This is a genomic window from Virgibacillus sp. LDC1, assembly GCF_025792345.1.
Taxonomy (GTDB): domain Bacteria; phylum Bacillota; class Bacilli; order Paenibacillales; family Paenibacillaceae; genus Paenibacillus_AQ; species Paenibacillus_AQ lautus.
This window is the reverse complement of the sequence record NZ_JAOXLZ010000001.1, coordinates 4,451,591-4,471,219: the sequence shown is the minus strand read 5'-3', so window position 1 is coordinate 4,471,219 and position 19,629 is coordinate 4,451,591. Positions and strand designations below refer to the sequence as shown.

Here is a 19,629-nt window from a genome sequence, read left to right as displayed (position 1 = left end):
GAAATGGCAAAGCTAATAGATGAACTGCAGCAGGAAGTGGATAAGCGTCGCACGTTTGCGATTATTTCCCACCCTGACGCCGGTAAAACAACACTGACCGAGAAGCTGCTCTTGTTCGGGGGCGCCATTCGTCTGGCTGGATCGGTTAAAGCTCGTAAAGCGAGCAAGCATGCAACGAGTGACTGGATGGAGATCGAGAAGCAGCGGGGGATCTCGGTTACCTCGTCTGTTATGCAATTTGATTATTTAGGGCATCGGATTAATATATTGGATACGCCGGGTCACCAAGACTTCAGTGAGGATACCTATCGTACGCTGACGGCCGCTGACAGCGCCGTCATGTTGATTGACGTAGCCAAAGGGGTCGAGGCTCAGACGATTAAATTATTCCAGGTGTGTGCGAAGCGGGGCATTCCGATCTTTACCTTTATCAACAAACTCGACCGCGAAGGGCGCAGCCCGTTCGATCTGATGGAGGAGCTTGAGCAGGTTCTCGGCATCCGCTCCGTACCGATGAATTGGCCGATCGGCTCCGGGCGTGACCTGTGCGGCGTGTACGACCGGGTCAAGAATCAGGTGGAATTGTTCCAAGGCGACGACCATTCCACGATTCAGGTTCAGAAGGTCGAAGGCTATGAGGATCCGATCATTCGGGAGATGGCAGGTGATTACCTGCATGATCAGTTATGTCAAGACCTCGAGCTGCTGGATGTTGCCGGAGACCCATTCGATCTGGAGAAAGTCATGCAGGGTCAGTTAACACCTGTATTCTTCGGAAGTGCGATTAACAATTTCGGCGTCCAGACTTTCCTGGAAAACTTTCTTCAGCTTGCGCCGAAGCCGGAGCCGCGCCGCAGCACGGACGGTGTGGTGGAGCCAACCGATGAGAAGTTCTCCGGATACGTATTTAAGATTCAAGCCAATATGAATCCGGCTCACCGGGATCGTATTGCTTTCCTGCGGATCGTATCGGGCAAGTTCGAACGCGGTATGAGCGTGAAGCATGTTCGGGTAGGCAAGGAAATCAAGCTGGCGCAGCCGCAGCAGTTTTTGGCGCAGGATCGAGATATTGTGCAGGAGGCATACCCTGGTGATATTATCGGTCTGTTTGACCCGGGCATTTTCCGGATCGGGGACTCGCTTAGTCAGGGACGTGAAGTTGTATTCGATGAGCTTCCAACGTTCTCACCGGAAATCTTCGCCAAAGTAACGGTGAAGAATGCGCTGAAGCATAAGCAATATCAGAAAGGGATTGATCAGCTGACGGAAGAGGGTACCATTCAGGTATTCCGCACCGTGAGTTTCGACGAGACCATTCTCGGGGTTGTCGGGCAGCTCCAGTTCGAGGTCTTCGAGTACCGGATGAAGGGGGAATACGGCGTTGATGTCCAGCTTCAACGGATGCCGTATCAGTTCGCTCGCTGGATCGTGGATGACAATATTGATCCGTCCAAGTTCCGGATTAACTCAACGCTGGTCAAAGACAAGAAGGATAACTACGTTGTCTTGTTCGAAAATGAGTACGCGATGAGAACCGCCATCGATAAGAATCCAACCGCCCAGTTTCTTGAGACCGCTCCGTAAGCGATGTTATAAATATGCAATGTAAAGAACAATCCCCCAGCTTCACAGCTTGGGGGATTGTTCTTGTTTGTTGACCATGGGCTTATCCTTGAAGGTTGCCAGGCGTAACGGTTTTCAAATGATCATGGAGGGAAGAGACAAGGCTGTTCTGCTGGGAAGCATCCATGTCTTTCCACATCATTTCAAACATTACACCGAGTCCCGGCAGGGCAGCTTCAGGCCCGTCAACGGAACCCTCGATCATGGAGCGCAGCTCTTCTTCGTCCTGATTGTGGACTTTATGAATGACGGCCTGCCTTAGATCTAACAATATGGACATGAACATGTTCCTCCTTGTTATGAAAGGGTCATTGTGTAATGTGCCCGTTCCAGGGCAGTTACATTCAAGTATTCGGGACAGTATGATATACTATTATCATGATGATTATGGATGACCTAGGCTCGTGGGGGGATATATAAATGGCTAAGAAGCAGTACGCAGTAATCGGTATGGGGCGTTTTGGCACGAGTGTTGCCAAGGAATTGAGCAGCATGGGATTTGATGTATTAGCCGTAGACGCGAGCGAACAGCGCATTCAAGAAATCGCAAGTATGGTCACGCATGCCGTCTCGGCGGATTCAACCGATGAAGAAGCGCTTCGGGCGCTGGGTATACGGAATTTCGATGTGGTTGTCGTGGCGATCGGAGAGGATATTCAATCCAGTATTTTGACTACGCTGATATTGAAGGATCTAGGCGTACCGGCCATTATCGTGAAAGCGAAGAATGAGCTGCACGGAAAAGTGCTGAACAAAATCGGTGCGGACAAGGTGATTTTCCCTGAGCGGGACATGGGGCTTCGGGTTGCCCACCATCTGGTGTCACCAAATATTTTGGACTATATCGATTTGTCGGACGATTACAGCATTATGGAGATGCTTGCTACAGGAGATCTGGTCGGTCACAATCTGATAGAGCTGGACATTCGGGCACGATTCGGCTGCAATGTCATGGCGATTCGAAGTGATGCGGACATGAACATTTCGCCAAGTCCGGATGACCGGATTGAGGAAGGCGATATTCTCGTTATTGTGGGGCACAAGAATGACTTAACGAAGCTGGAGCTTGCTTATCCGAAGTAAGGCTGTCCACTAGCGGGTATGCTGGTTGAGCTGGACTCGGTTTTGTATATAAGTAAAGAACGGATGGATTAACCATGGAGATACTATCGCCTCAGAATGCCAGAGTGAAGGGCTGGGCACAGCTGCAGGAGAAGAAACATCGAGACAAGCAGAACAAGTATGTGGTGGAAGGTATTCATCTCGTGCAGGAAGCACTGTCATCCGGGGCGGACATCGAGTGCGTCGCTTATGATGTCGAGAAGGGCATTCCCCAAGAACTTCGTTTTATATCGGATACAGGACAAGGTGCCGAATGGATCGGTGTATCCCATGCCGTCATCTCGAAGGTCAGCGATACGCCGTCACCGCAGCAGGTGTTTGCCGTGGTCCGCAAAGAAGCACGTCAATGGCAGGACCTGATCCTGCGCGAGAACGGTTTGGTTGTCGTTATGGACGGTCTTCAGGACCCGGGGAATGTGGGAACCATCATACGAAGCGCAGATGCCGTAGGAGCTGCTGGCGTGGTTCTGGGACGCGGCTGCGCGGATTTGTATAACCCTAAGACGCTGCGTTCTACCATGGGTTCCCTGTTTCATCTACCGGTGCTGGAGGGCGATCTGCTGAGCATTTTGCCGGAAGCCAGGGAACGAGGTGCGAGATTGGTCACCACCATGCTGGAAGGGAAGCGTTCCTGCTTTGAGTATGATTTCAAAGGGACAAGCTGGATCGTGATTGGTAGCGAAGGGCGGGGGGTCTCACCCGAGGTCGCGGAACTCGTGGACGATGCGATCCGTATTCCCATGCCGGGGAAAGCCGAATCGTTGAACGCGGCTATGGCGGCGTCGGTATTGATGTACGAGGCTTTACGGCAAAGAGAGTACGCCGGCCAATAAAGACAGGACGGCTCGACAAGGCTGGAAGTGATTAGAAAGCAATGGCTAATCATATCCGGCTTTTTTTATTTAAGAGATAAGAAAGCATAAACTTCAGAGAGGCTTACCCTCCTTATCTCGCAAGAAAAACTTCTGCGAAATGCGGTCTGCCTTCTATGAAAGTACGTCGATGACGTTTTTTTATTTTTGTCAGGGCTGGTAACAATAATGGGTATGTTTGAAAGGAGTAAATCCCAATGTACGAGCAAAAAACCAAAGAAACCGATCACAGCGTGGTGGAGTTTATAGAGCAAGTGGATTCGCCGAAAAAACGGGAGGATGCTTATCGTTTGTTGGAGGTTTTTGAGGAGACGAGCGGTTTTCCGGCTAAGATGTGGGGACCCAGCATCATCGGCTTCGGCTCCTACCATTACCGCTACGCTTCCGGACACGAAGGAGATGCCCCGTTTGTGGGGTTCTCGCCGCGCAAAGCGAAAATCAGCCTGTATTTTGCGCCGGGCGATGAGAAGCGGGAGGAGCTATTGACGAGTTTCGGTAAACATACGGCCGGGAAAGGCTGCGTCTACATTAATAAAGTGGCGGACATTGATAGGGAAGTCCTGAAGCAGCTGATTCGCGAATCGATTGCCTTCTTGAACAAGACCTACCCGGCTCAGCCCTAGCGAGTTTAAGTCATGAGATGCTGACAAGATGCATGGATTGCCTGGAATGCCTGGTTTGGACGAAAGCTGGACCTTAGGGTGTGTTGAATGGATAAAAAGGCGAATATTGGTATTTGACACGAAACCATTTGGTGTCCTATAATGCATGAAAGGAAACCAAATGGTTTCATAATTTTAAACCTAAGCGAGGGATTAATCAAATATGGACAACGTATCAAACGGCAAGCTGCCGGATATTCGTCATACGCTTGTGCTGAAAGCGCCTATTGAGAAGGTGTGGAAAGCCGTGGCTACGGCTGAAGGGATTTCGGCTTGGTTCATGCCCAACAATTTTGAACCGGTGGAAGGCTTTGAGTTTCAATTGAATGCAGGCCCTTTCGGGAATTCACCATGCAAGGTCACGCTTATTGACGAGCCTAACCGTTTATCTTTTAACTGGGGCAAGGATTGGAATGTTACGTTCGAACTGGTACAGCAGGGAGATCATACGGAATTCACGCTCATTCACGGCGGATGGACAGCGGATCAAGTGACCGAGTTCGGGGAAGCTCACGATATCGTACGAGGCCGTATGGACAACGGCTGGGCAGGCATTGTTCAGAAGCTTGCGGGATACGTCGAGGCCTAATCCATGTCGCAGCCTGCTCCGAAGCATGATGTTTATCAAGCGATCGCGGATCCGACACGCCGTAAGCTGCTAGGCTTGTTAAGTGATAAGGAAATGCCGGTTAAAGAAATTACAGGGCACTTCTCCATGACTCGAACCGCCGTCTCCAAGCATCTCCGAATTCTGGAGGAAGCGGGACTTGTGCAGGACCGCAAGGTTGGACGCGAAACCCGCTATCGGCTGGATGTTGAGCCGCTTAAGGAATTAAAGGATTGGCTCGCTTATTTCGACCGGTTCTGGGAGAATAAACTGTCGATGCTGAAGTATTATGTGGAAGATCAAGAAGACAATCCGAAGAACGACAAGTAGATTCTTGGTGCAGTCTTTCTTGAAAATGAGAATCTATAAGGGAGAAGAGTGAGGATTACCCATCCTTGCTCTTCTTTTTTGCTGTTTGTCCGCATACCCTCTATACAGGAGAGCTTGCCATGGTAAACATGCTCCTCGGGGCGTAAATAGGGGGGACCAAGCATGAGACGAAAGAGATGGGGAAGCAGACGTTTATCCTTTCCGTCCCTGTCATGGCCCAAACCAAGGAGAGCTTATAGACCACCGCGGAGAGGTTTTCGGCCCGTACCACAGCATCGGGGGCGTCCTCAGGCTGCCAAACGGCGCAGCGTGAAAAAATGGTGGCTGATCGGCGCTCTGCTCCTTGTGTTTGGGATCGTTGAATTTTTTATGTATATTGAGCAGAATCTGCGGCCGCCGATCATGCATTTAGCCCAAATCAGGGTAAAACAGATTGCCACTGAAGCCATTAATAGAGCCATCACCTCTCAGGTGACGCAGGGTAAGGATTTTGATAATCTGGTCAATTGGAAAACGGATAGCTCCGGCAAAGTGACGGGATTCATGCTGAATTATGCCGAGCATTTGAAAATCACATCCCATACGACGCAGGTCGTGCAGAGCACGCTGGACGAAATCCATAAGCGCAAAGAGCAAATTCCGCTGGGACAGGTGCTAAAAAGCCCGATCATCGCGTCATTCGGTCCACAAATTCCATTGAAGATCGAACCGCAGGGAGCGGTAAAGGTTCAACTGGATACAAGACAGCAGGGTGCGGGCATCAACATGATTTTGGTTGAGGTATTCGTCCACATTGTAACGGAGGTAGCGGTTGTTGTTCCTTTTGACATGGAGCCGCAGATTGTGGAAACCGATATTCCCATCTCTTATCTGCTAGTGGTCGGCGATGTGCCGATGTATTATTATGACGGTCAAGGAAAGGCCGTCGGCGAGAACAAGGCAAGCGCGCCAAGCATAGCGATACCGCCGCCCGTTACGAATGAGAACAGCCATCATTCGGAGCAAGAAGTCCCGCCTGCAACAACGCCGGACCAACCTGCAGACGGAACAACGACACCTCTGGAACCTTCACCTGGCGGAGCGGACTTATCCGGGCAAACGGGGGGAAACAACACCGGCGGCTAAGTGCTGTTTAATTTCACTTTTTGGCACTATCGTATGGAAGCCGCACCATGATTCAGTTGCTATTTATGTATGTCCTTAACGGAGAAAACGCGCCCCCTGGGTTGAACTTAGGAGCGCGTTTTTTTCTTCGAGCGTTTTTCTTCCGTTTCCCAATGCTTCAGCAGCGGGTAAGGATCGAAAGCCCATTCGTTTAATCCGGTATCCCGGTAGATGCCGTAATGGAGGTGTGGAGGGAATTTGCCCTGGGTTCCCGGCTTGCCGTAACCGGAGCTGCCAACCCAGCCAAGGGTTTGACCCGGCGTAACGACGTCCCCGAGGGAGATCCCTTTGTCAAAGCCTTGCAGATGGGCGTAATAGTGGTAATGATTGTTCAAATCACGGATGCCGATACGCCACCCGCCATATTTATTCCAGCCCTTGATTTCAACGATGCCGTAACACGTACTCCGGACAGGGACTCCATAACTGGCAAATAAGTCCGTTCCTTCATGAACCCTTCTTCCTCCCCAATTGCGTCCCATGCCAAAGGTGCTTCGGTATGAATAGTTGCTTTTGACCGGGAGAGGAAATGCATGGTCGAACAAGTCCAGCTTCCCAAAGGTCTCGTACAATTTGGCGTATTGCATGACGCGCTGAACCGCCCGCGTGTTCTGGTAGTATGACCAGAGCCCGATGCTGAAATCATCAGCAGCATGCCCGTAGGGGGAAAGTCTCGCTGCAACGGTATATAGCAGGTCGGTATCATTATTCCGATCTGCCTTGCCATCCCCGTCACCATCCAGCCCGATGCCGGAAAACACGCTGATCGACGTCGGATTTACATCTTCCTGATTGGGATTTAACGCGCCGGCCCATCTTGTGGAGGGGATGAAGATTCCGAGCGTCCGGTCCGGATGTTTGCGATCCTTGGGGTGGACTCTAGTCAGTGTCCGTTCATACTGGTCAATGGCAGCCAGGCGATACCAAGGAATTTGGGTAACGGTGGAAATCTCATCGTATAACGACTTCCGGTCTTCAAATATGGCTTTAGCATCCGTTGTTTTCACCGTATCGTCTGCCGTGCTGGTCGCAATAGAGGCGGATGCGGACACAGGCCCGCACATGCAGCAGGCCGCTGTCAAGGCAGCCACAGCTGCAGCCGTGCAGCGAATCATAATGCTGCTTGCTCTCAATGGTTGAAAAATCCTCAATGTGTCCTTCTCCTCCTTTTGGATTGTCATAATTAAGGACGGACAGTTATGCCTACACTGTAGGGTGAATCGAAACAAGGATTTTTATCCATGCCGCAACTAGATCAATCTCATATCGATGCGAAACAAGTAATATGATGGTTTTCATGATATAATATGGGACAGCAAACGATGGGGTATGTCTTGAGTTACATCAATAAATTCGAAAGAAGGTTTTTTCTTTGTCTAAAACCAAACAGCCAAAACCTGACTGGATTCGAATCAAGCTGACTACTGGCGATAATTATAAAGAAATCAAAAGCATGATGCGATCCAAGACACTACACACGGTGTGTGAAGAGGCTCGCTGTCCGAATATTTATGAATGCTGGGCTAACCGTACGGCAACCTTCATGATCCTGGGTGATATTTGTACCCGGGCCTGCCGATTCTGCGCTGTTAATACGGGACTTCCAACGGAACTGGATCTTCAGGAACCGGAACGCGTAGCGGAAGCGGCGGAACAGATGAACCTGCGTCACTGCGTAGTAACAAGCGTAGCACGGGATGATCTGAAAGATGGCGGGGCTTACATATTCGCTGAAACGGTTAAAGCCATTCGCAGACGTCTGCCGCTATGCTCGGTGGAAGTGTTGATTCCGGATTTTATGGGGAGCGAAGAAGCGCTTAAGATCGTAATGGATGTGAAGCCGGACATTCTAAACCATAACATTGAGACGGTGGAGCGAATGTCGGATCGGGTACGCGCCAAAGCCAAGTACACCCGTTCGCTGCAATTGCTGAAGAATGCCAAGGCGATGCAGCCTGATATTCCGACCAAATCCAGCATTATGCTGGGTGTCGGCGAACAATGGCATGAGATTCTGGAAGCGATGGACGACTTGCGTTCGGTGGGTTGCGATATCATGACGATCGGCCAATATTTGCAGCCTTCGCCGAAGCATCTGAATGTGGAAAAATACTATACGCCGGAAGAGTTTGCGATTCTAAAGGAAGAGGGAATGAAGCGCGGATTCAGTCACGTGGAATCCGGTCCTCTGGTGCGCAGCTCCTACCATGCACACGAGCAAGTGAAATCTGCAGAGCGCAACAAGGAAGAGACCGTGCAGTCTTAACCTTTGGAAAGGCAGGGGAAGCTTTCAATGATCGTTATCGGAAACAAAAGTTATGAAGTGTTAAAGGACCATCGAAACGGCTGGAATCTGGAAGCTTTCCGGGAGCGGTACAGCGAGGTGCTGGACCGTTATGACTACATCGTGGGAGACTGGGGTTACAATCAGCTTCGGCTTAAAGGTTTCTATCGGGATAATCATCCTAAAGCTGCCAAGGATTCTACCTTCTCCAGCATGTCCGATTACATTAACGAATACTGCAATTTTGGCTGTGCTCACTTTGTGCTTCAGAAAACGAAGGAGCAGAAGGATAGCAAAGAGCACGCCAATTCCAAAGAACCTGTGGAGATTTGTGAAACACCCCCCAAGGAAACCAAGGGTGAGGGGGAAGTGAAGGGAAGCAAGGAGACCCCGCAGGAGGGACCTAAACCGGGCAAGGAGCATAAGGACCAACGCGAGCGGCGTGAAGCCAAGGAATCCAGACGCGAGCCGCGTGATCCTAAGGAATCCAAGGAGAAGGAAGCAAAGCCTTCCAAGGAGCCTAATTCCCCGGCTGAACAACCGCAATAAAAGAAGAACGGCCACCTCTAAGGCAGGTGGCCGTTCTTCTTTTATTCGATATCGGAAAGTATTAGCCAAGAAATGCATCACGGACACGATTCCAGAACGGGAACGGCCGATAGCGTGCAAAACTGACCTGCTGTTCCGCCACTTGACAGCGGACGGATACGAGGTCGTCAATCGAGATATTCACATGATCGATCGTAAGCAGCAGACGCTGTTCTTTACGCGAGAATATATCACAGTGATGATGCTTGGGCAGAAGCAGCGGTGAGCCCAGCGTACGGAAAATTCGATTGTTAATCGAGGCGATTTCCGCGATCTGCAGAGCATCGATGGAAGGATGCACCATCGCTCCGCCGACACTTTTGTTATAGGCCGTGCTTCCGGACGGCGTAGACACGCAGATCCCGTCTCCTCGGAACATTTCAAAGGTTACATCGTTGATGTCAATCTGCGCGACAACGGTACCGTCAACGCCTTTAAGCGTAAATTCGTTTAAGGCAATGTAAGAGGACGTTCCTGATTTTTTATGAATTTCCAGTTGAACCAGGGGGTACTTGACGAGGCGCGGCTTCACGTTGCCGTGTTCGCCTTCTCCGCTCATATGATCAATTAGCTCTGTCAGTTCATCGGCCTTCCAATCAGCATAGAATCCCAAGTGGCCCGTGTGGACACCGACAAAAGAGAGGTCAGGAATACGGTCAATAAAAGTATGGAAAGCATGCAGCATCGTACCGTCTCCGCCGATCGAGACCACAATCTCCGGAGATTCTGCATCCAGCACAAACCCCCGCTGTTCCGCCAGCTTGTGAAACTGCTGGGTCAGCTCGACAGACAATGGGTCACCGCGGTCCAGAACATAATATCTCAAGTTGATAAGCTCCTTTGTAAGGTTATATAAAGATGATAATCAATCTTGGAGAAGAACACAATGTTCACCTTGGGAATTTGCGGATTTTCTGCTGCAGTTCTCGAATGATCTGAATAAACAACGCAACCGCAATCAGGAAACCGAGCAGGATGCAGAAAGCCGCCATAATATGGGTATACCCGTTTAGGGCGGAATCCGAAACAGCCGGCAGCGCCATAGTCGGTATCGAAGATCCCATGACACTTCTCCAGAGCAGCAATACAGCGATTGCGGCAATCACACCATGAATCAGTCTTGCAATGACAAAAGGGAAATATCTGAGGTTGGTAGAGTTCAGGATGCTGATGATCTGGGCATGAACGGACAAACCGCCCCATGACAATATAAAGGCAGCCGCGGCCGCTTTGTATGGCAATGGAATTGCAGCTCCCGCTTCGCCGGCATATCGAGCACCGAGTGTGACCTCAAACAATCCGCCTACGATGGCAGTGGATAAGGATTCGGGCATCCCAACCAGAGATAACAGCAAACTGATAACCTCGGTTAGCGCAGGCATGACACCGGCGCGGGTCCAGAGTTCAAGAAACACGGAGAAGAAAACGACGAGCCCGCCGACAACGATAATAAGCTGAAGCGATGACTGTATCGCTTGTCTTAACAAGGTGCCGAGGTCCCGGCCATCCTGCTCGCGCGCAGCATGCATGGCATGCAGGGCAGACCTGAGCCTGCTTGTCTTAGCCTGGGACAGACGAAGTGAGTCGGTTATTGTTTTGGATTCATGTCTGCCATGAAATCGCATAATCAACCCCACCAGGAAACCTCCGCCATAATGGGACAAGGCAAGGATCAAACCGATCTTGGGGTCATGAAAGAAGCCGATGGAGACCGCTCCAATTAAAAATATAGGGTCAGAAGAGGTGGTGAAAGCAACAAGCCGCTCACCTTCCTCCCGGTTTACCATTTTTTGTTCCCAAAGCTTGGCGGTTAATTTGGCACCGACCGGGTATCCTGAAACATATCCCATTGCTGCAACGAATCCTCCTGCGCCCGGAATACGAAACAACGGTCTCATTAAAGGATCCAGGAGGGTGCCAATCAGGTGCACCACGCCAAACCCCAGCAGCACCTCTGAAATAACAAAAAACGGGAACAGGGAAGGGAACAGCACATCCCACCATATCGACAGGCCACGGAGTGCGGATTGAAGCGCCGCTTCGGGAAATAAAGCCATTAGGACAATTACGCTGAGCAGTGCCGCCACGAGCATGAGCCAGCCCATTTTTTTCATGGTCATAATAAGGAATACGCCCCCTGGCATCGATGTGAATGATAGAAATATAGGTCCGTTGTTAAAAATCTATGCAGGTTATAGGACAAACAGTATAAAAAACATGAGAAAGCGGTTACATTTGTGCTTTATTTTCGGGGATATTGTGCTATAATAAAAAACATCAAAGCACATCTTTCGTATTATGTTTGGATGGAGTGATGATCATGAGCATAGTCGCAGGTATCCTAGTATGCGCCTTCGTTTATGTTATACGTGCTTCTCTCGTCCAGAGTGAAGAGGACTGGCGCAGTTATTAATAAGTTCTAAAAGGTGCTAACCCTTGCTTAGCGCCTTTTTTTGTTGTTTTTTGCTATAATGGATAGGTACATCCAATCAAAAGCGAATCATAAAAACAGATGGGAGATTAGCGGATATGAATCCGAACTTAAGCATCTATGATAACCTCGGGGGTGCCGAGGGTGTACGTTCGCTCGTCGAAGCGTTTTATCCGAGAGTGCAGCAAAATGAGCTGCTTTCCCCATTGTTTCCGGAAGATATTATGCCGGTGATGGAGAAGCAATATATGTTCTTGAGCCAGTTTTTTGGAGGGCCTGCCTTGTTCTCGGAAGCATTCGGACATCCGATGATGCGGGCCAGGCACATGAAATTCCCGATTACGGATCGTCATGCCGAAGAATGGCTTGGCTGCATGGCAGGAGCCCTAATCGAAATTGGCGTGGAGGATGAATTACGTGATTTTGTGCTGCAGCGTCTGTCCGGCCCCGCCCACCATTTCGTGAATACTCCTTAGTGCCATAGACCTACATCTAAACAGGAATTAGAGGCGAATGAAGGGATGGCGAATGGCGTGAAATTGGAACCCTTGTATTCCATCAAGGTGGTATGTGCGCACTGTGAGCATGAATATGTAACATCCAGGGTGAGACCCAGCTTTAAAAAGGCATACCGTACAGATACGGATTTTTGCGCTTATTATAAATCGGAGAATCCCGATTTTTACGTAGTGCGGATCTGTCCTGAATGCGGTTTTGCCTCCACGGAAAACTCGACCCTGAAATTGAACGAACGGCAGAAGTCGCTCTTTTACGAGCAAGTCGGATGCCGCTGGGAGAAGAGGGAAATGGGCGGGTCCCGCAATCTGGAGGATGCTCTGGAGTCGTACAAGCTGGCTCTCCTCTGCGCGCAAGTGATCGGGGAGCGGGATCGCATTGTGGCCAGCCTGCTGCATCATATCGCTTGGCTGTACCGATATCAGGGTAACGAGGATCAAGAGAAGCGGTTTTTGAGTTATAGCCTGGAATCCTATATCCGAGTGTTTGAGCTGGAAGGGGTAGGGGCTAATGATGCTAGGTTGCTGTATCTGATCGGGGAGATCCATCGCAGGCTGGGCCAGTTTCAGGAGGCGGTTCAATGGTTCTCCAGAGTGGTCCAGGATGACAAGATTATGGATGCCGCGATGATACGCGCATCCAGAGAGCAATGGAAGCTGATATCCGAGCAGATACGGGAGCAGAAGAACGCGGCACTCCAGGCGGAGTCCTAAAGCCAACAGCCCGCTGAAGGGTGGGTCAGCAGGCTGTTGGATCTCACGTATAGGCTAAACTCATGCTCTACGGTGAAGTCAGCGTAATCGCTGATCCGTGAGCAAGTAGTCGATGTCGCTGTCCAGCACGGTTACTTTGTTGTGACAGCAGGGGAAGATCAGCAGCTTCTTTTTCCCTTCCCTTACGCTTATCAGCTCTTTGGGTTTCATCGGCAGCAATACATTGTCGGTTCCGCAGAATGGGCAGCTGTGTACATACACGTCGTTTCCAACGACATCATAAGGCCAAGTATTGGAAAAAGGAATCATGAGTTCTCCGATGATGGGGACTCATCGTCTTTTTTTGTTGCAGTCGCTTCCTCATTCTTGGCAAGCTCGGCAATTTTCTGCATTAATATATGCTGAGGCATATGCATCAGCTGTTCCAGCGGAACGCCCAGCTGCTTGGACAATGTAACCGCCGTCTCCGGTGATATTTGCAAAGGTCTCATGGCTTCTAGCTCCTCCAGCAGTAAATTGGTTGTAGCAGTGATAACATAAATTGAGTTATATATAGTTATACACTTTTCCCTAAGTCCACACAAATGATATTCCGCTTGAATTCATATTTTATTTAGAAAGGTGATGAATGATCGATGGCACTTCAACAAACTTGGGATTTGGAATCGATATTTCCCGGAGGCTCTTCCTCACCGCAGCTCGTGAGCTTTCTTGAGGCTCTTGAGCAGGATGTACATAATCTTCAGCAAGCCGTTAAAGCATTAACCGTTCCGGAAACCATGGAGGGCGCATCCAGCCTTGAACGCTTCCTTGAGCAGTTCCAGAGTGCCTATGCCCGTATCCGCGAAGTCTCTGCATTCGTGGGCTGCCTGACTGCGCAGAATGTGAATGACAAGAAGGCGGTTCAATTATCCGGACGGGTAACCTCGTTGTCCGCGACCCTGCAATCGGTTAAGAACCAATTCGACAACGTTCTTCGTGGTATGAATGACGAGCTCTGGACCGCTTGGACCGGTACGGATAAGGTATCCGAGCTTGATTTCGTATTGAACGAAAGCCGTAATCTTGCGAAAGATAAGATGAGTCCTGAGTTAGAAAGCCTGGCTCTGTCGCTTGGCGTAGACGGTTATCATGGATGGGGAGAGTTCTACGATACCATCGTGAAGAAAATCCAAATTCCATATGAGGAAGACGGTAAAACGGTCATGCTGTCCGCAGGACAGGCGTTCAATAAAATGCATGATCCTCGCCGGGAAGTACGTCAAACCATGTTTGAGAAGTGGGAGCAGGCATGGGGAGACTCCGCTGATTACTGTGCGGATACTCTTAACCATTTATCCGGCTACCGCCTGAAGCTGTACGAGAACCGCGGCTGGGATGATGTCTTGAAGGAGCCGCTCGCGATTGGCCGGATGAGCCGCGAGACCTTGGATACCATGTGGGCTGTCATCCAGGACACGAAGTCGGTGCTTGTGGAGTACCTGAACCGCAAAGCGAAGCTGCTCGGTCTGGAAGGCTTGTCTTGGACGGATGTAGATGCCCCGCTGCGCACTTCCGCAACCAAAATCTCATATGACGATGCCGCGGTTAACATTGTGGAGCAATTCCGTAAGTTTAGCCCGAGATTGGCGGATTTCTCGCAAATGGCGTTTGACAAGAGCTGGATTGAGGTCGAGGATCGTCCCGGCAAGCGACCAGGCGGTTTCTGTACTTCCTTCCCGGCCAGCGGCCAGACCCGGATTTTCATGACGTTTGGCGGAACGGCTTCGAACGTTTCGACCCTTGCGCATGAGCTGGGCCATGCCTACCATCAGCATCTGATGGGCGGAATTCCGGTGCTTAACCAGAAGTATGCGATGAATGTTGCTGAGACGGCATCTACCTTTGCCGAAATGATTGTTTTTGATGCGATGGTGAAGGGCGCCGGCAGCCAAGAAGAAAAGCTGGCTCTGCTGGAAGAGAAAATTCAGAACAGCGTAGCCTTCTTTATGAATATTCATGCACGTTTCTTGTTCGAAACTCGCTTCTATGACAAACGGAAGAGCGGTCTGCTCAGCAGCGAGGAAATTTCGGAATTGATGGTGGAGGCGCAAAAGGAAGCCTACTGTGATGCTCTGACATCGTACCATCCGCATTTCTGGGCATCTAAGCTTCATTTCTATATTACGGGCACGCCGTTCTACAATTTCCCGTACACCTTCGGTTATATGTTCAGTACGGGCCTCTACGTTCGGGCATTGGAAGAAGGTCCGACCTTTGCGGATAAATATGATGCCCTGCTTCGTGACACCGGCATAATGTCCGTGGAGAATCTGGCGAAGAAACATCTGAATGTGGATCTGACCCAGCGCGATTTCTGGCAAAGTGCGGCTGATTCCTGCGTATCCGATATTAGACAATTCTTGCAAATGACAGAACATATGGCGTGAATTGTTGATTTTCATCGGAAAAAGGGATGAAAGAATTTGTTAGAGGACTTTTGCCTCCCAATGCATGCAAATTCCAACCTATGAAGAAGCCCTCTGGGGCTTCTTTTTTTGTCGTAAAAGATTGAAAGTTGACGCAAAAAAGGAGCCGAAAACTAAATTATTTGTGCAATTTTAGTAATAAATACCCAAATGTGTTGAATATTGTTGATACATTGATTCCTTTACCCTATAATGAGTCATAAGCCCTAATAATAGGGAAGATTTACTAATAAAGGAGGGAGAAGAGATGGTAAAACTAGATCAATTATCACTGGCTAGACAATTGGACATCGTGTTTAAAGAGCTGGAAGAAGAGTTGGGAGGTCTAAGTTCAGGGACAGTATTTGTACAAATACGAAACAATGTAATTGGTAAATTTGGCATACGGCATAATCCATTGGCTGGGCGTAACGGGGTCATAGCTCCACTTGAGGAGGGGCTAAGTGAAGCTCAACAATTCTCTTTTCGTACGATGGCGCTTGAAAGTCTGAAACATAAACGCCACTGGACACACGGCGAAATCAGTTATGAATTTATGGTACGACAGGGCATTGTCGTTGTAGATGCTGTACTTGAATCCAACTATAACATGGCCAACTTGATGATTCGGTACCCTCGTAATACATATGCCGAAGCTGCTTCGGAATCCTGAAATCATTTATCATATAGAACATATAACGAAAGAGGCGATCTTTGGGGAGAAGATCGCCTCTTTCTAATTACGGCTGGAGGGAAGAGATGCGAATTACAGGTTCGAACGACCCGATAATTGCTGCTCAGCCAATTGTACCAGACGTTTGGTGATGTAACCTCCCAAAGAACCGGTTTCACGGGAAGTATAGTTACCCATGTAACCGTCTTGTGGAATCGTTACGCCCAGTTCTTGAGCAGCTTCCATCTTCAATTGTTGAAGAGCTGCAGTTGCTTGAGGTACGACAAGATTGTTAGAAGAACGACCTTGAGCCATGTCATGTCACCTCCTTTGATGTTGTATGTGGATATTATGACTGAATCCTAGGAATCTCATTCGTGCTTGAGGCATATCATTGGTTGGTAAAATTATCCGTATCACTGAAATGGTCCATTATCTTAGACAAACAAGAGCAGCCCTTTGAAATCAAAGGGCTGCTCTTGTTGAAACATTAAGTATATAAAGATTATAGGGTTCGCATGGAATGGCTGAATTCCCCTTACTCCGCCTCTGGCGACGTTTTTTGGATGCTGATCTGGGTATTCAGGTCCACGGTCTGTCCCGGTTCCAGATGAATCAGTCCGGTTTCTTCGTTCGGCAGATTCAAATTGGGTGCGTTCGGAAGCCAGGTATATGGCTCGATGCAGAGGAATTCCTCCGCGACGCCTTTTGTATAAAGCACCCAGTGCTTGAAAAAGGCACGGTCTGCCGAATAATGAATTTGATAACCGTCATCCCGTTGAAGCCTGGCTTCGGCTGGTTTGCCCTCTGGGATTTTCAATATCGTGTCAAGGTCAGCTTCCTTCAGGTTGAGTCCGGTATTCAGAGGTTCCAGATGGCCAAGCGGTGAAAGATCTCCGGTTGGAATCAGTTCGTTATTCAAGGTGTAAACGCCCTCTACAGGCAGATCCAGCGTCCAGCGCTGCGGTTCACCATCGAGCAGGAACCACGTATGGTAACCCATGCCGAACGGGACAGGGCTGGAACCCAGATTCGTTACACGAAGACTCTGCGAGAAGCGGGTCTCCTGAAGACGGAAGGTCATTTCCAGCTTCAACGGTACTGGGAATTGGGCAATCCATTTCGGATCATCCGATGATATGAACTCTGTCGAAACGGCGCACCCATCATCCTCTTCCTCTATGTCGCTGACACACCAAGCCTGTGATCGGTGGAGACCGTGAATATGATTGTCGTTCGCGGTATTTTGATCAAATTGGTACGATGTTCCGCCGTACTCAAAATGGCCTTTGGAAATCCGGCCTGGCGGAATGAGCATCGGGATGCCGAAGTGGTATGGCTTCTGAAGATAGAAGGCAAGCTCACTTTCATCTGGTTTTCGGAGGATTTCGCGTGAGTTTTCAAGGTCTTTGATTCCAATGACATTGTTACCAAGACGAGGAAGGAGAGTCACTTCAAGACGGCCGCTGTTTAAAATATAGGTGTCGTAACCATTCCACTGGCCTTTGGTCACTTGATTCATATCGATGCTCCTTTACTAACAGAAATCATGGTCTGGACGATTAACCACATCATAACAGATTTTTGCGGAAAGGGTAAAAGAAATGCTTCAAAACATTGGGTGACTTGATTCTAAAATGGAATTGACAAGGCAGAGCAAGAGTTTTATCATTGCATGTAATAGTGATCCAAAAATGATTGAAACACGATGACAAGGACAAGTAAGCAGGTGCGGCCCATCCTTCAGAAAGCCGGTGGTTGATGTGAACCGGTGGATCCGCTTTGCTGAATGGACCTTTGAGTGCTAGGCTGAACAGGGATTATACTGTTATTCCTTAATATGCCGGCCGGGTATTCTCCGTTACAAGAATGGAAGGCTGCAGTTTAAGTATTAGAGTTGCTGCAGCGAATAAGGGTGGCACCACGGTCTCACGTCCCTTGCGGATGTGAGGCCTTTTTGCGTTCCTATATGTTCCCCTGGAGCGGGGCAGACTTTGGATTAAAAAATATTTAAATAAATGGAGGGCAAGTCATGAAAACTGTATTATCGGGAATTCAGCCGAGCGGTAATTTGACACTGGGCAACTACATCGGAGCCATTAAAAATTTTGTTAAGCTCCAAGACGAGCATGATTGTTACTTTATGGTTGTCGATCTGCATGCCATTACGGTACCGCAGGAGCCAAGCTCGCTCCGAGATCGCTCCGAATCGGTGGCGGCACTGTACGTAGCAGCCGGTATCGACCCGAATCGTGCCAATATCTTCTTGCAGTCCCATGTTCCTCAGCATGCCGAGCTCGGATGGATTATGACAACGATGGTAAATATGGGCGAATTGGAACGGATGACGCAATTCAAGGACAAATCGGAAGGTAAAGATTCCGTAGGAGCCGGTTTGTTTGTCTATCCAGCGCTCATGGCTGCAGATATATTACTGTATAATGCCAATCTGGTACCGGTCGGAGATGACCAGAAGCAGCATTTGGAAATCACGCGCGATTTAGCTGCACGGTTCAATCATCGGTTCGGTTCCTATTTCAATATTCCGGAACCGTTCATTCCGGAAGTAGGCGCACGAATTATGTCGCTGGATGATGCTTCTAAAAAGATGAGCAAGAGTAATCCGGTGGAGGGCAGTTATATTGCGATGCTGGATACGCCGGACCAAATCCGCAAAAAAATCAGCCGGGCTACAACCGACTCCGGGGCCGAAGTGGTCTATGACCCGTCCGCTAAACCAGAGGTTAGCAATCTGATGAGCATCTACTCGGAGTGCGCTGGGGTGTCCTTGCAGGAAGTGCAGGCGCGTTTTGAAGGAAAGATGTACGGGGCATTCAAAAAGGAGCTTGGCGAAGTTGTAGTAGCCGCTCTGGAACCCCTTCAAAACAGATACTACGAAATTCGCCAAACCGGTGAAATCCATGACATTCTGGCCAAGGGAGCAGAGCAGGCACAGAAGACCGCAGCTCAAATACTGGATGGCGTCAAGGACAAAATGGGCTTTCTGGCTCCTAAATAAGCAGGATTCTTCCTAAGAAGGCCTGCGTTTGGATTTGATAATGAATCCCCAGCCTATGTTGAGAATGGAGAGTAGAGCCAGACCGACAGCCAGAAATCCGTTGTAACTGATGGATATGGCCGAAGCGGTCAGCAGGACGATCGAAGAGACCGCAAACCATAGGGATAAGCCTTTACTCATATGAAAAAAACCTCCATAGATAAAAATTTAAAAAATACGTATAACGCTGCAAGAAGGAGCCATAATAAGTTTGCAAGCTTGCACTGGAATAACAGACATTCAGTGAAGGGAGATATTTAATATGGCACGCCGCAGCAACAATTTGGTTGTACCTCAAGCTACTGCAGCATTACAACGTTTGAAACTCGAGGCTGCTCAAGAACTAGGCGTAACGATTCCTCAGGACGGTTACTATGGTAACTATACTTCCCGTGAAACAGGGTCCCTGGGTGGATACATTACAAAACGTTTGGTACAGCAAGCAGAACAGGCTCTTTCAGGGTCTGGCCGCACGCTGTAATCTCTTTCTCATAACGTGAGTATGGAAGCCCGGAGCGCTATGATTGCGCTCCGGGCTT

At 49.3% G+C, this 19,629-nt stretch carries 24 protein-coding genes and 1 other annotated feature; of the genes, 15 read left to right on the top strand and 9 right to left on the bottom strand.

The window, feature by feature from the left end; genetic code table 11:
- Positions 1 to 3: 3 nt before the first annotated feature.
- Positions 4 to 1,584, top strand: a complete 1,581-nt coding sequence (locus tag OHJ21_RS20490; protein WP_100539263.1) for a peptide chain release factor 3 — start codon at positions 4 to 6, stop codon at positions 1,582 to 1,584.
- Positions 1,585 to 1,666: 82 nt separating this feature from the next.
- On the opposite strand, the gene sspI is transcribed toward OHJ21_RS20490, so the two are convergent.
- Positions 1,667 to 1,903 (bottom strand): small acid-soluble spore protein SspI, encoded by a 237-nt coding sequence (gene sspI, locus OHJ21_RS20485; RefSeq protein ID WP_100539262.1) that lies wholly within the window; start codon positions 1,901 to 1,903, stop codon positions 1,667 to 1,669.
- A 140-nt stretch (positions 1,904 to 2,043) separates the two neighbouring features.
- Between sspI and OHJ21_RS20480 the strand changes: the two genes are divergently transcribed.
- The 6 genes from OHJ21_RS20480 (at position 2,044) to yunB (ending at position 6,341) form a co-directional block, all read left to right on the top strand.
- Complete coding sequence (locus tag OHJ21_RS20480) at positions 2,044 to 2,706, top strand: potassium channel family protein (protein WP_076324879.1); 663 nt, start codon at positions 2,044 to 2,046, stop codon at positions 2,704 to 2,706.
- Between the two features lie 74 nt (positions 2,707 to 2,780).
- Positions 2,781 to 3,578, top strand: coding sequence for a TrmH family RNA methyltransferase (locus tag OHJ21_RS20475; protein WP_486020983.1), 798 nt, complete (start codon positions 2,781 to 2,783; stop codon positions 3,576 to 3,578).
- A 236-nt stretch (positions 3,579 to 3,814) separates the two neighbouring features.
- Positions 3,815 to 4,240 carry a DUF1801 domain-containing protein gene (locus OHJ21_RS20470; RefSeq protein WP_100539260.1) on the top strand — a complete coding sequence of 142 codons (426 nt, stop codon included), beginning with the start codon at positions 3,815 to 3,817 and terminating at the stop codon, positions 4,238 to 4,240.
- Between the two features lie 202 nt (positions 4,241 to 4,442).
- Positions 4,443 to 4,868, top strand: a complete 426-nt coding sequence (locus tag OHJ21_RS20465) for an SRPBCC family protein (RefSeq protein WP_100539259.1) — start codon at positions 4,443 to 4,445, stop codon at positions 4,866 to 4,868.
- A 3-nt stretch (positions 4,869 to 4,871) separates the two neighbouring features.
- On the top strand, positions 4,872 to 5,216 hold the full coding sequence (locus OHJ21_RS20460) for an ArsR/SmtB family transcription factor (protein ID WP_100539258.1): 345 nt from the start codon (positions 4,872 to 4,874) through the stop codon (positions 5,214 to 5,216).
- Between the two features lie 162 nt (positions 5,217 to 5,378).
- The gene (yunB, locus tag OHJ21_RS20455) at positions 5,379 to 6,341 is read left to right on the top strand and encodes a sporulation protein YunB (protein WP_486020982.1); all 963 of its coding nucleotides are present in this window, start codon (positions 5,379 to 5,381) and stop codon (positions 6,339 to 6,341) included.
- 107 nt (positions 6,342 to 6,448) lie between these two features.
- Here yunB and OHJ21_RS20450 read toward each other — a convergent pair whose 3' ends face one another.
- A complete protein-coding gene (locus tag OHJ21_RS20450) occupies positions 6,449 to 7,495 on the bottom strand; it encodes a M23 family metallopeptidase (protein WP_394057295.1) in 1,047 nt (348 codons plus the stop codon).
- A gap of 257 nt (positions 7,496 to 7,752) precedes the next feature.
- On the opposite strand from OHJ21_RS20450, the gene lipA reads away from it, so the two are divergent.
- Positions 7,753 to 8,646, top strand: coding sequence for a lipoyl synthase (gene lipA, locus OHJ21_RS20445; RefSeq protein ID WP_071222365.1), 894 nt, complete (start codon positions 7,753 to 7,755; stop codon positions 8,644 to 8,646).
- 27 nt (positions 8,647 to 8,673) lie between these two features.
- The gene (locus tag OHJ21_RS20440; protein WP_486020981.1) at positions 8,674 to 9,213 is read left to right on the top strand and encodes a YutD family protein; all 540 of its coding nucleotides are present in this window, start codon (positions 8,674 to 8,676) and stop codon (positions 9,211 to 9,213) included.
- A 61-nt stretch (positions 9,214 to 9,274) separates the two neighbouring features.
- On the opposite strand, the gene OHJ21_RS20435 is transcribed toward OHJ21_RS20440, so the two are convergent.
- Entirely contained in the window at positions 9,275 to 10,078 is an 804-nt protein-coding gene (locus OHJ21_RS20435) for an NAD kinase (RefSeq protein ID WP_486020980.1), read from the bottom strand.
- A 64-nt stretch (positions 10,079 to 10,142) separates the two neighbouring features.
- Positions 10,143 to 11,372, bottom strand: a complete 1,230-nt coding sequence (gene ylbJ, locus OHJ21_RS20430) for a sporulation integral membrane protein YlbJ (protein ID WP_394054080.1) — start codon at positions 11,370 to 11,372, stop codon at positions 10,143 to 10,145.
- A 409-nt stretch (positions 11,373 to 11,781) separates the two neighbouring features.
- Between ylbJ and OHJ21_RS20425 the strand changes: the two genes are divergently transcribed.
- Positions 11,782 to 12,159 (top strand): globin domain-containing protein, encoded by a 378-nt coding sequence (locus tag OHJ21_RS20425; protein WP_071222368.1) that lies wholly within the window; start codon positions 11,782 to 11,784, stop codon positions 12,157 to 12,159.
- Between the two features lie 57 nt (positions 12,160 to 12,216).
- Positions 12,217 to 12,912: a DUF2225 domain-containing protein gene (locus tag OHJ21_RS20420; protein WP_243390836.1), complete on the top strand. Its 696-nt coding sequence runs from the start codon at positions 12,217 to 12,219 to the stop codon at positions 12,910 to 12,912.
- Positions 12,913 to 12,990: 78 nt separating this feature from the next.
- On the opposite strand, the gene OHJ21_RS20415 is transcribed toward OHJ21_RS20420, so the two are convergent.
- The gene (locus OHJ21_RS20415) at positions 12,991 to 13,221 is read right to left on the bottom strand and encodes a hypothetical protein (RefSeq protein ID WP_071222370.1); all 231 of its coding nucleotides are present in this window, start codon (positions 13,219 to 13,221) and stop codon (positions 12,991 to 12,993) included.
- Positions 13,218 to 13,403 carry a YycC family protein gene (locus OHJ21_RS20410; protein WP_100539252.1) on the bottom strand — a complete coding sequence of 62 codons (186 nt, stop codon included), beginning with the start codon at positions 13,401 to 13,403 and terminating at the stop codon, positions 13,218 to 13,220. The genes OHJ21_RS20415 and OHJ21_RS20410 overlap by 4 nt, the downstream gene beginning before the upstream one ends.
- 144 nt (positions 13,404 to 13,547) lie before the next feature.
- On the opposite strand from OHJ21_RS20410, the gene OHJ21_RS20405 reads away from it, so the two are divergent.
- Together OHJ21_RS20405 and OHJ21_RS20400 are read left to right on the top strand one after the other, a co-directional pair.
- A complete protein-coding gene (locus OHJ21_RS20405; RefSeq protein WP_486020979.1) occupies positions 13,548 to 15,341 on the top strand; it encodes a M3 family oligoendopeptidase in 1,794 nt (597 codons plus the stop codon).
- A 286-nt stretch (positions 15,342 to 15,627) separates the two neighbouring features.
- Complete coding sequence (locus tag OHJ21_RS20400) at positions 15,628 to 16,032, top strand: O-methyltransferase (protein WP_071222373.1); 405 nt, start codon at positions 15,628 to 15,630, stop codon at positions 16,030 to 16,032.
- 93 nt (positions 16,033 to 16,125) lie between these two features.
- Here the strand turns inward: OHJ21_RS20400 and OHJ21_RS20395 are convergent, their stop codons facing one another.
- Positions 16,126 to 16,347 carry an alpha/beta-type small acid-soluble spore protein gene (locus OHJ21_RS20395; RefSeq protein ID WP_100539250.1) on the bottom strand — a complete coding sequence of 74 codons (222 nt, stop codon included), beginning with the start codon at positions 16,345 to 16,347 and terminating at the stop codon, positions 16,126 to 16,128.
- A gap of 223 nt (positions 16,348 to 16,570) precedes the next feature.
- Positions 16,571 to 17,554, bottom strand: a complete 984-nt coding sequence (locus OHJ21_RS20390; RefSeq protein ID WP_394054083.1) for an aldose 1-epimerase — start codon at positions 17,552 to 17,554, stop codon at positions 16,571 to 16,573.
- Positions 17,555 to 17,731: 177 nt separating this feature from the next.
- Positions 17,732 to 17,974: a binding site (T-box leader), on the top strand.
- A gap of 90 nt (positions 17,975 to 18,064) precedes the next feature.
- On the opposite strand from OHJ21_RS20390, the gene trpS reads away from it, so the two are divergent.
- Positions 18,065 to 19,051 carry a tryptophan--tRNA ligase gene (trpS, locus tag OHJ21_RS20385; RefSeq protein WP_100539248.1) on the top strand — a complete coding sequence of 329 codons (987 nt, stop codon included), beginning with the start codon at positions 18,065 to 18,067 and terminating at the stop codon, positions 19,049 to 19,051.
- 12 nt (positions 19,052 to 19,063) lie between these two features.
- Here the strand turns inward: trpS and OHJ21_RS20380 are convergent, their stop codons facing one another.
- Positions 19,064 to 19,231, bottom strand: coding sequence for a hypothetical protein (locus tag OHJ21_RS20380; RefSeq protein WP_164817467.1), 168 nt, complete (start codon positions 19,229 to 19,231; stop codon positions 19,064 to 19,066).
- Between the two features lie 121 nt (positions 19,232 to 19,352).
- Between OHJ21_RS20380 and OHJ21_RS20375 the strand changes: the two genes are divergently transcribed.
- On the top strand, positions 19,353 to 19,571 hold the full coding sequence (locus tag OHJ21_RS20375) for an alpha/beta-type small acid-soluble spore protein (RefSeq protein ID WP_015737431.1): 219 nt from the start codon (positions 19,353 to 19,355) through the stop codon (positions 19,569 to 19,571).
- Positions 19,572 to 19,629 lie beyond the last annotated feature (58 nt).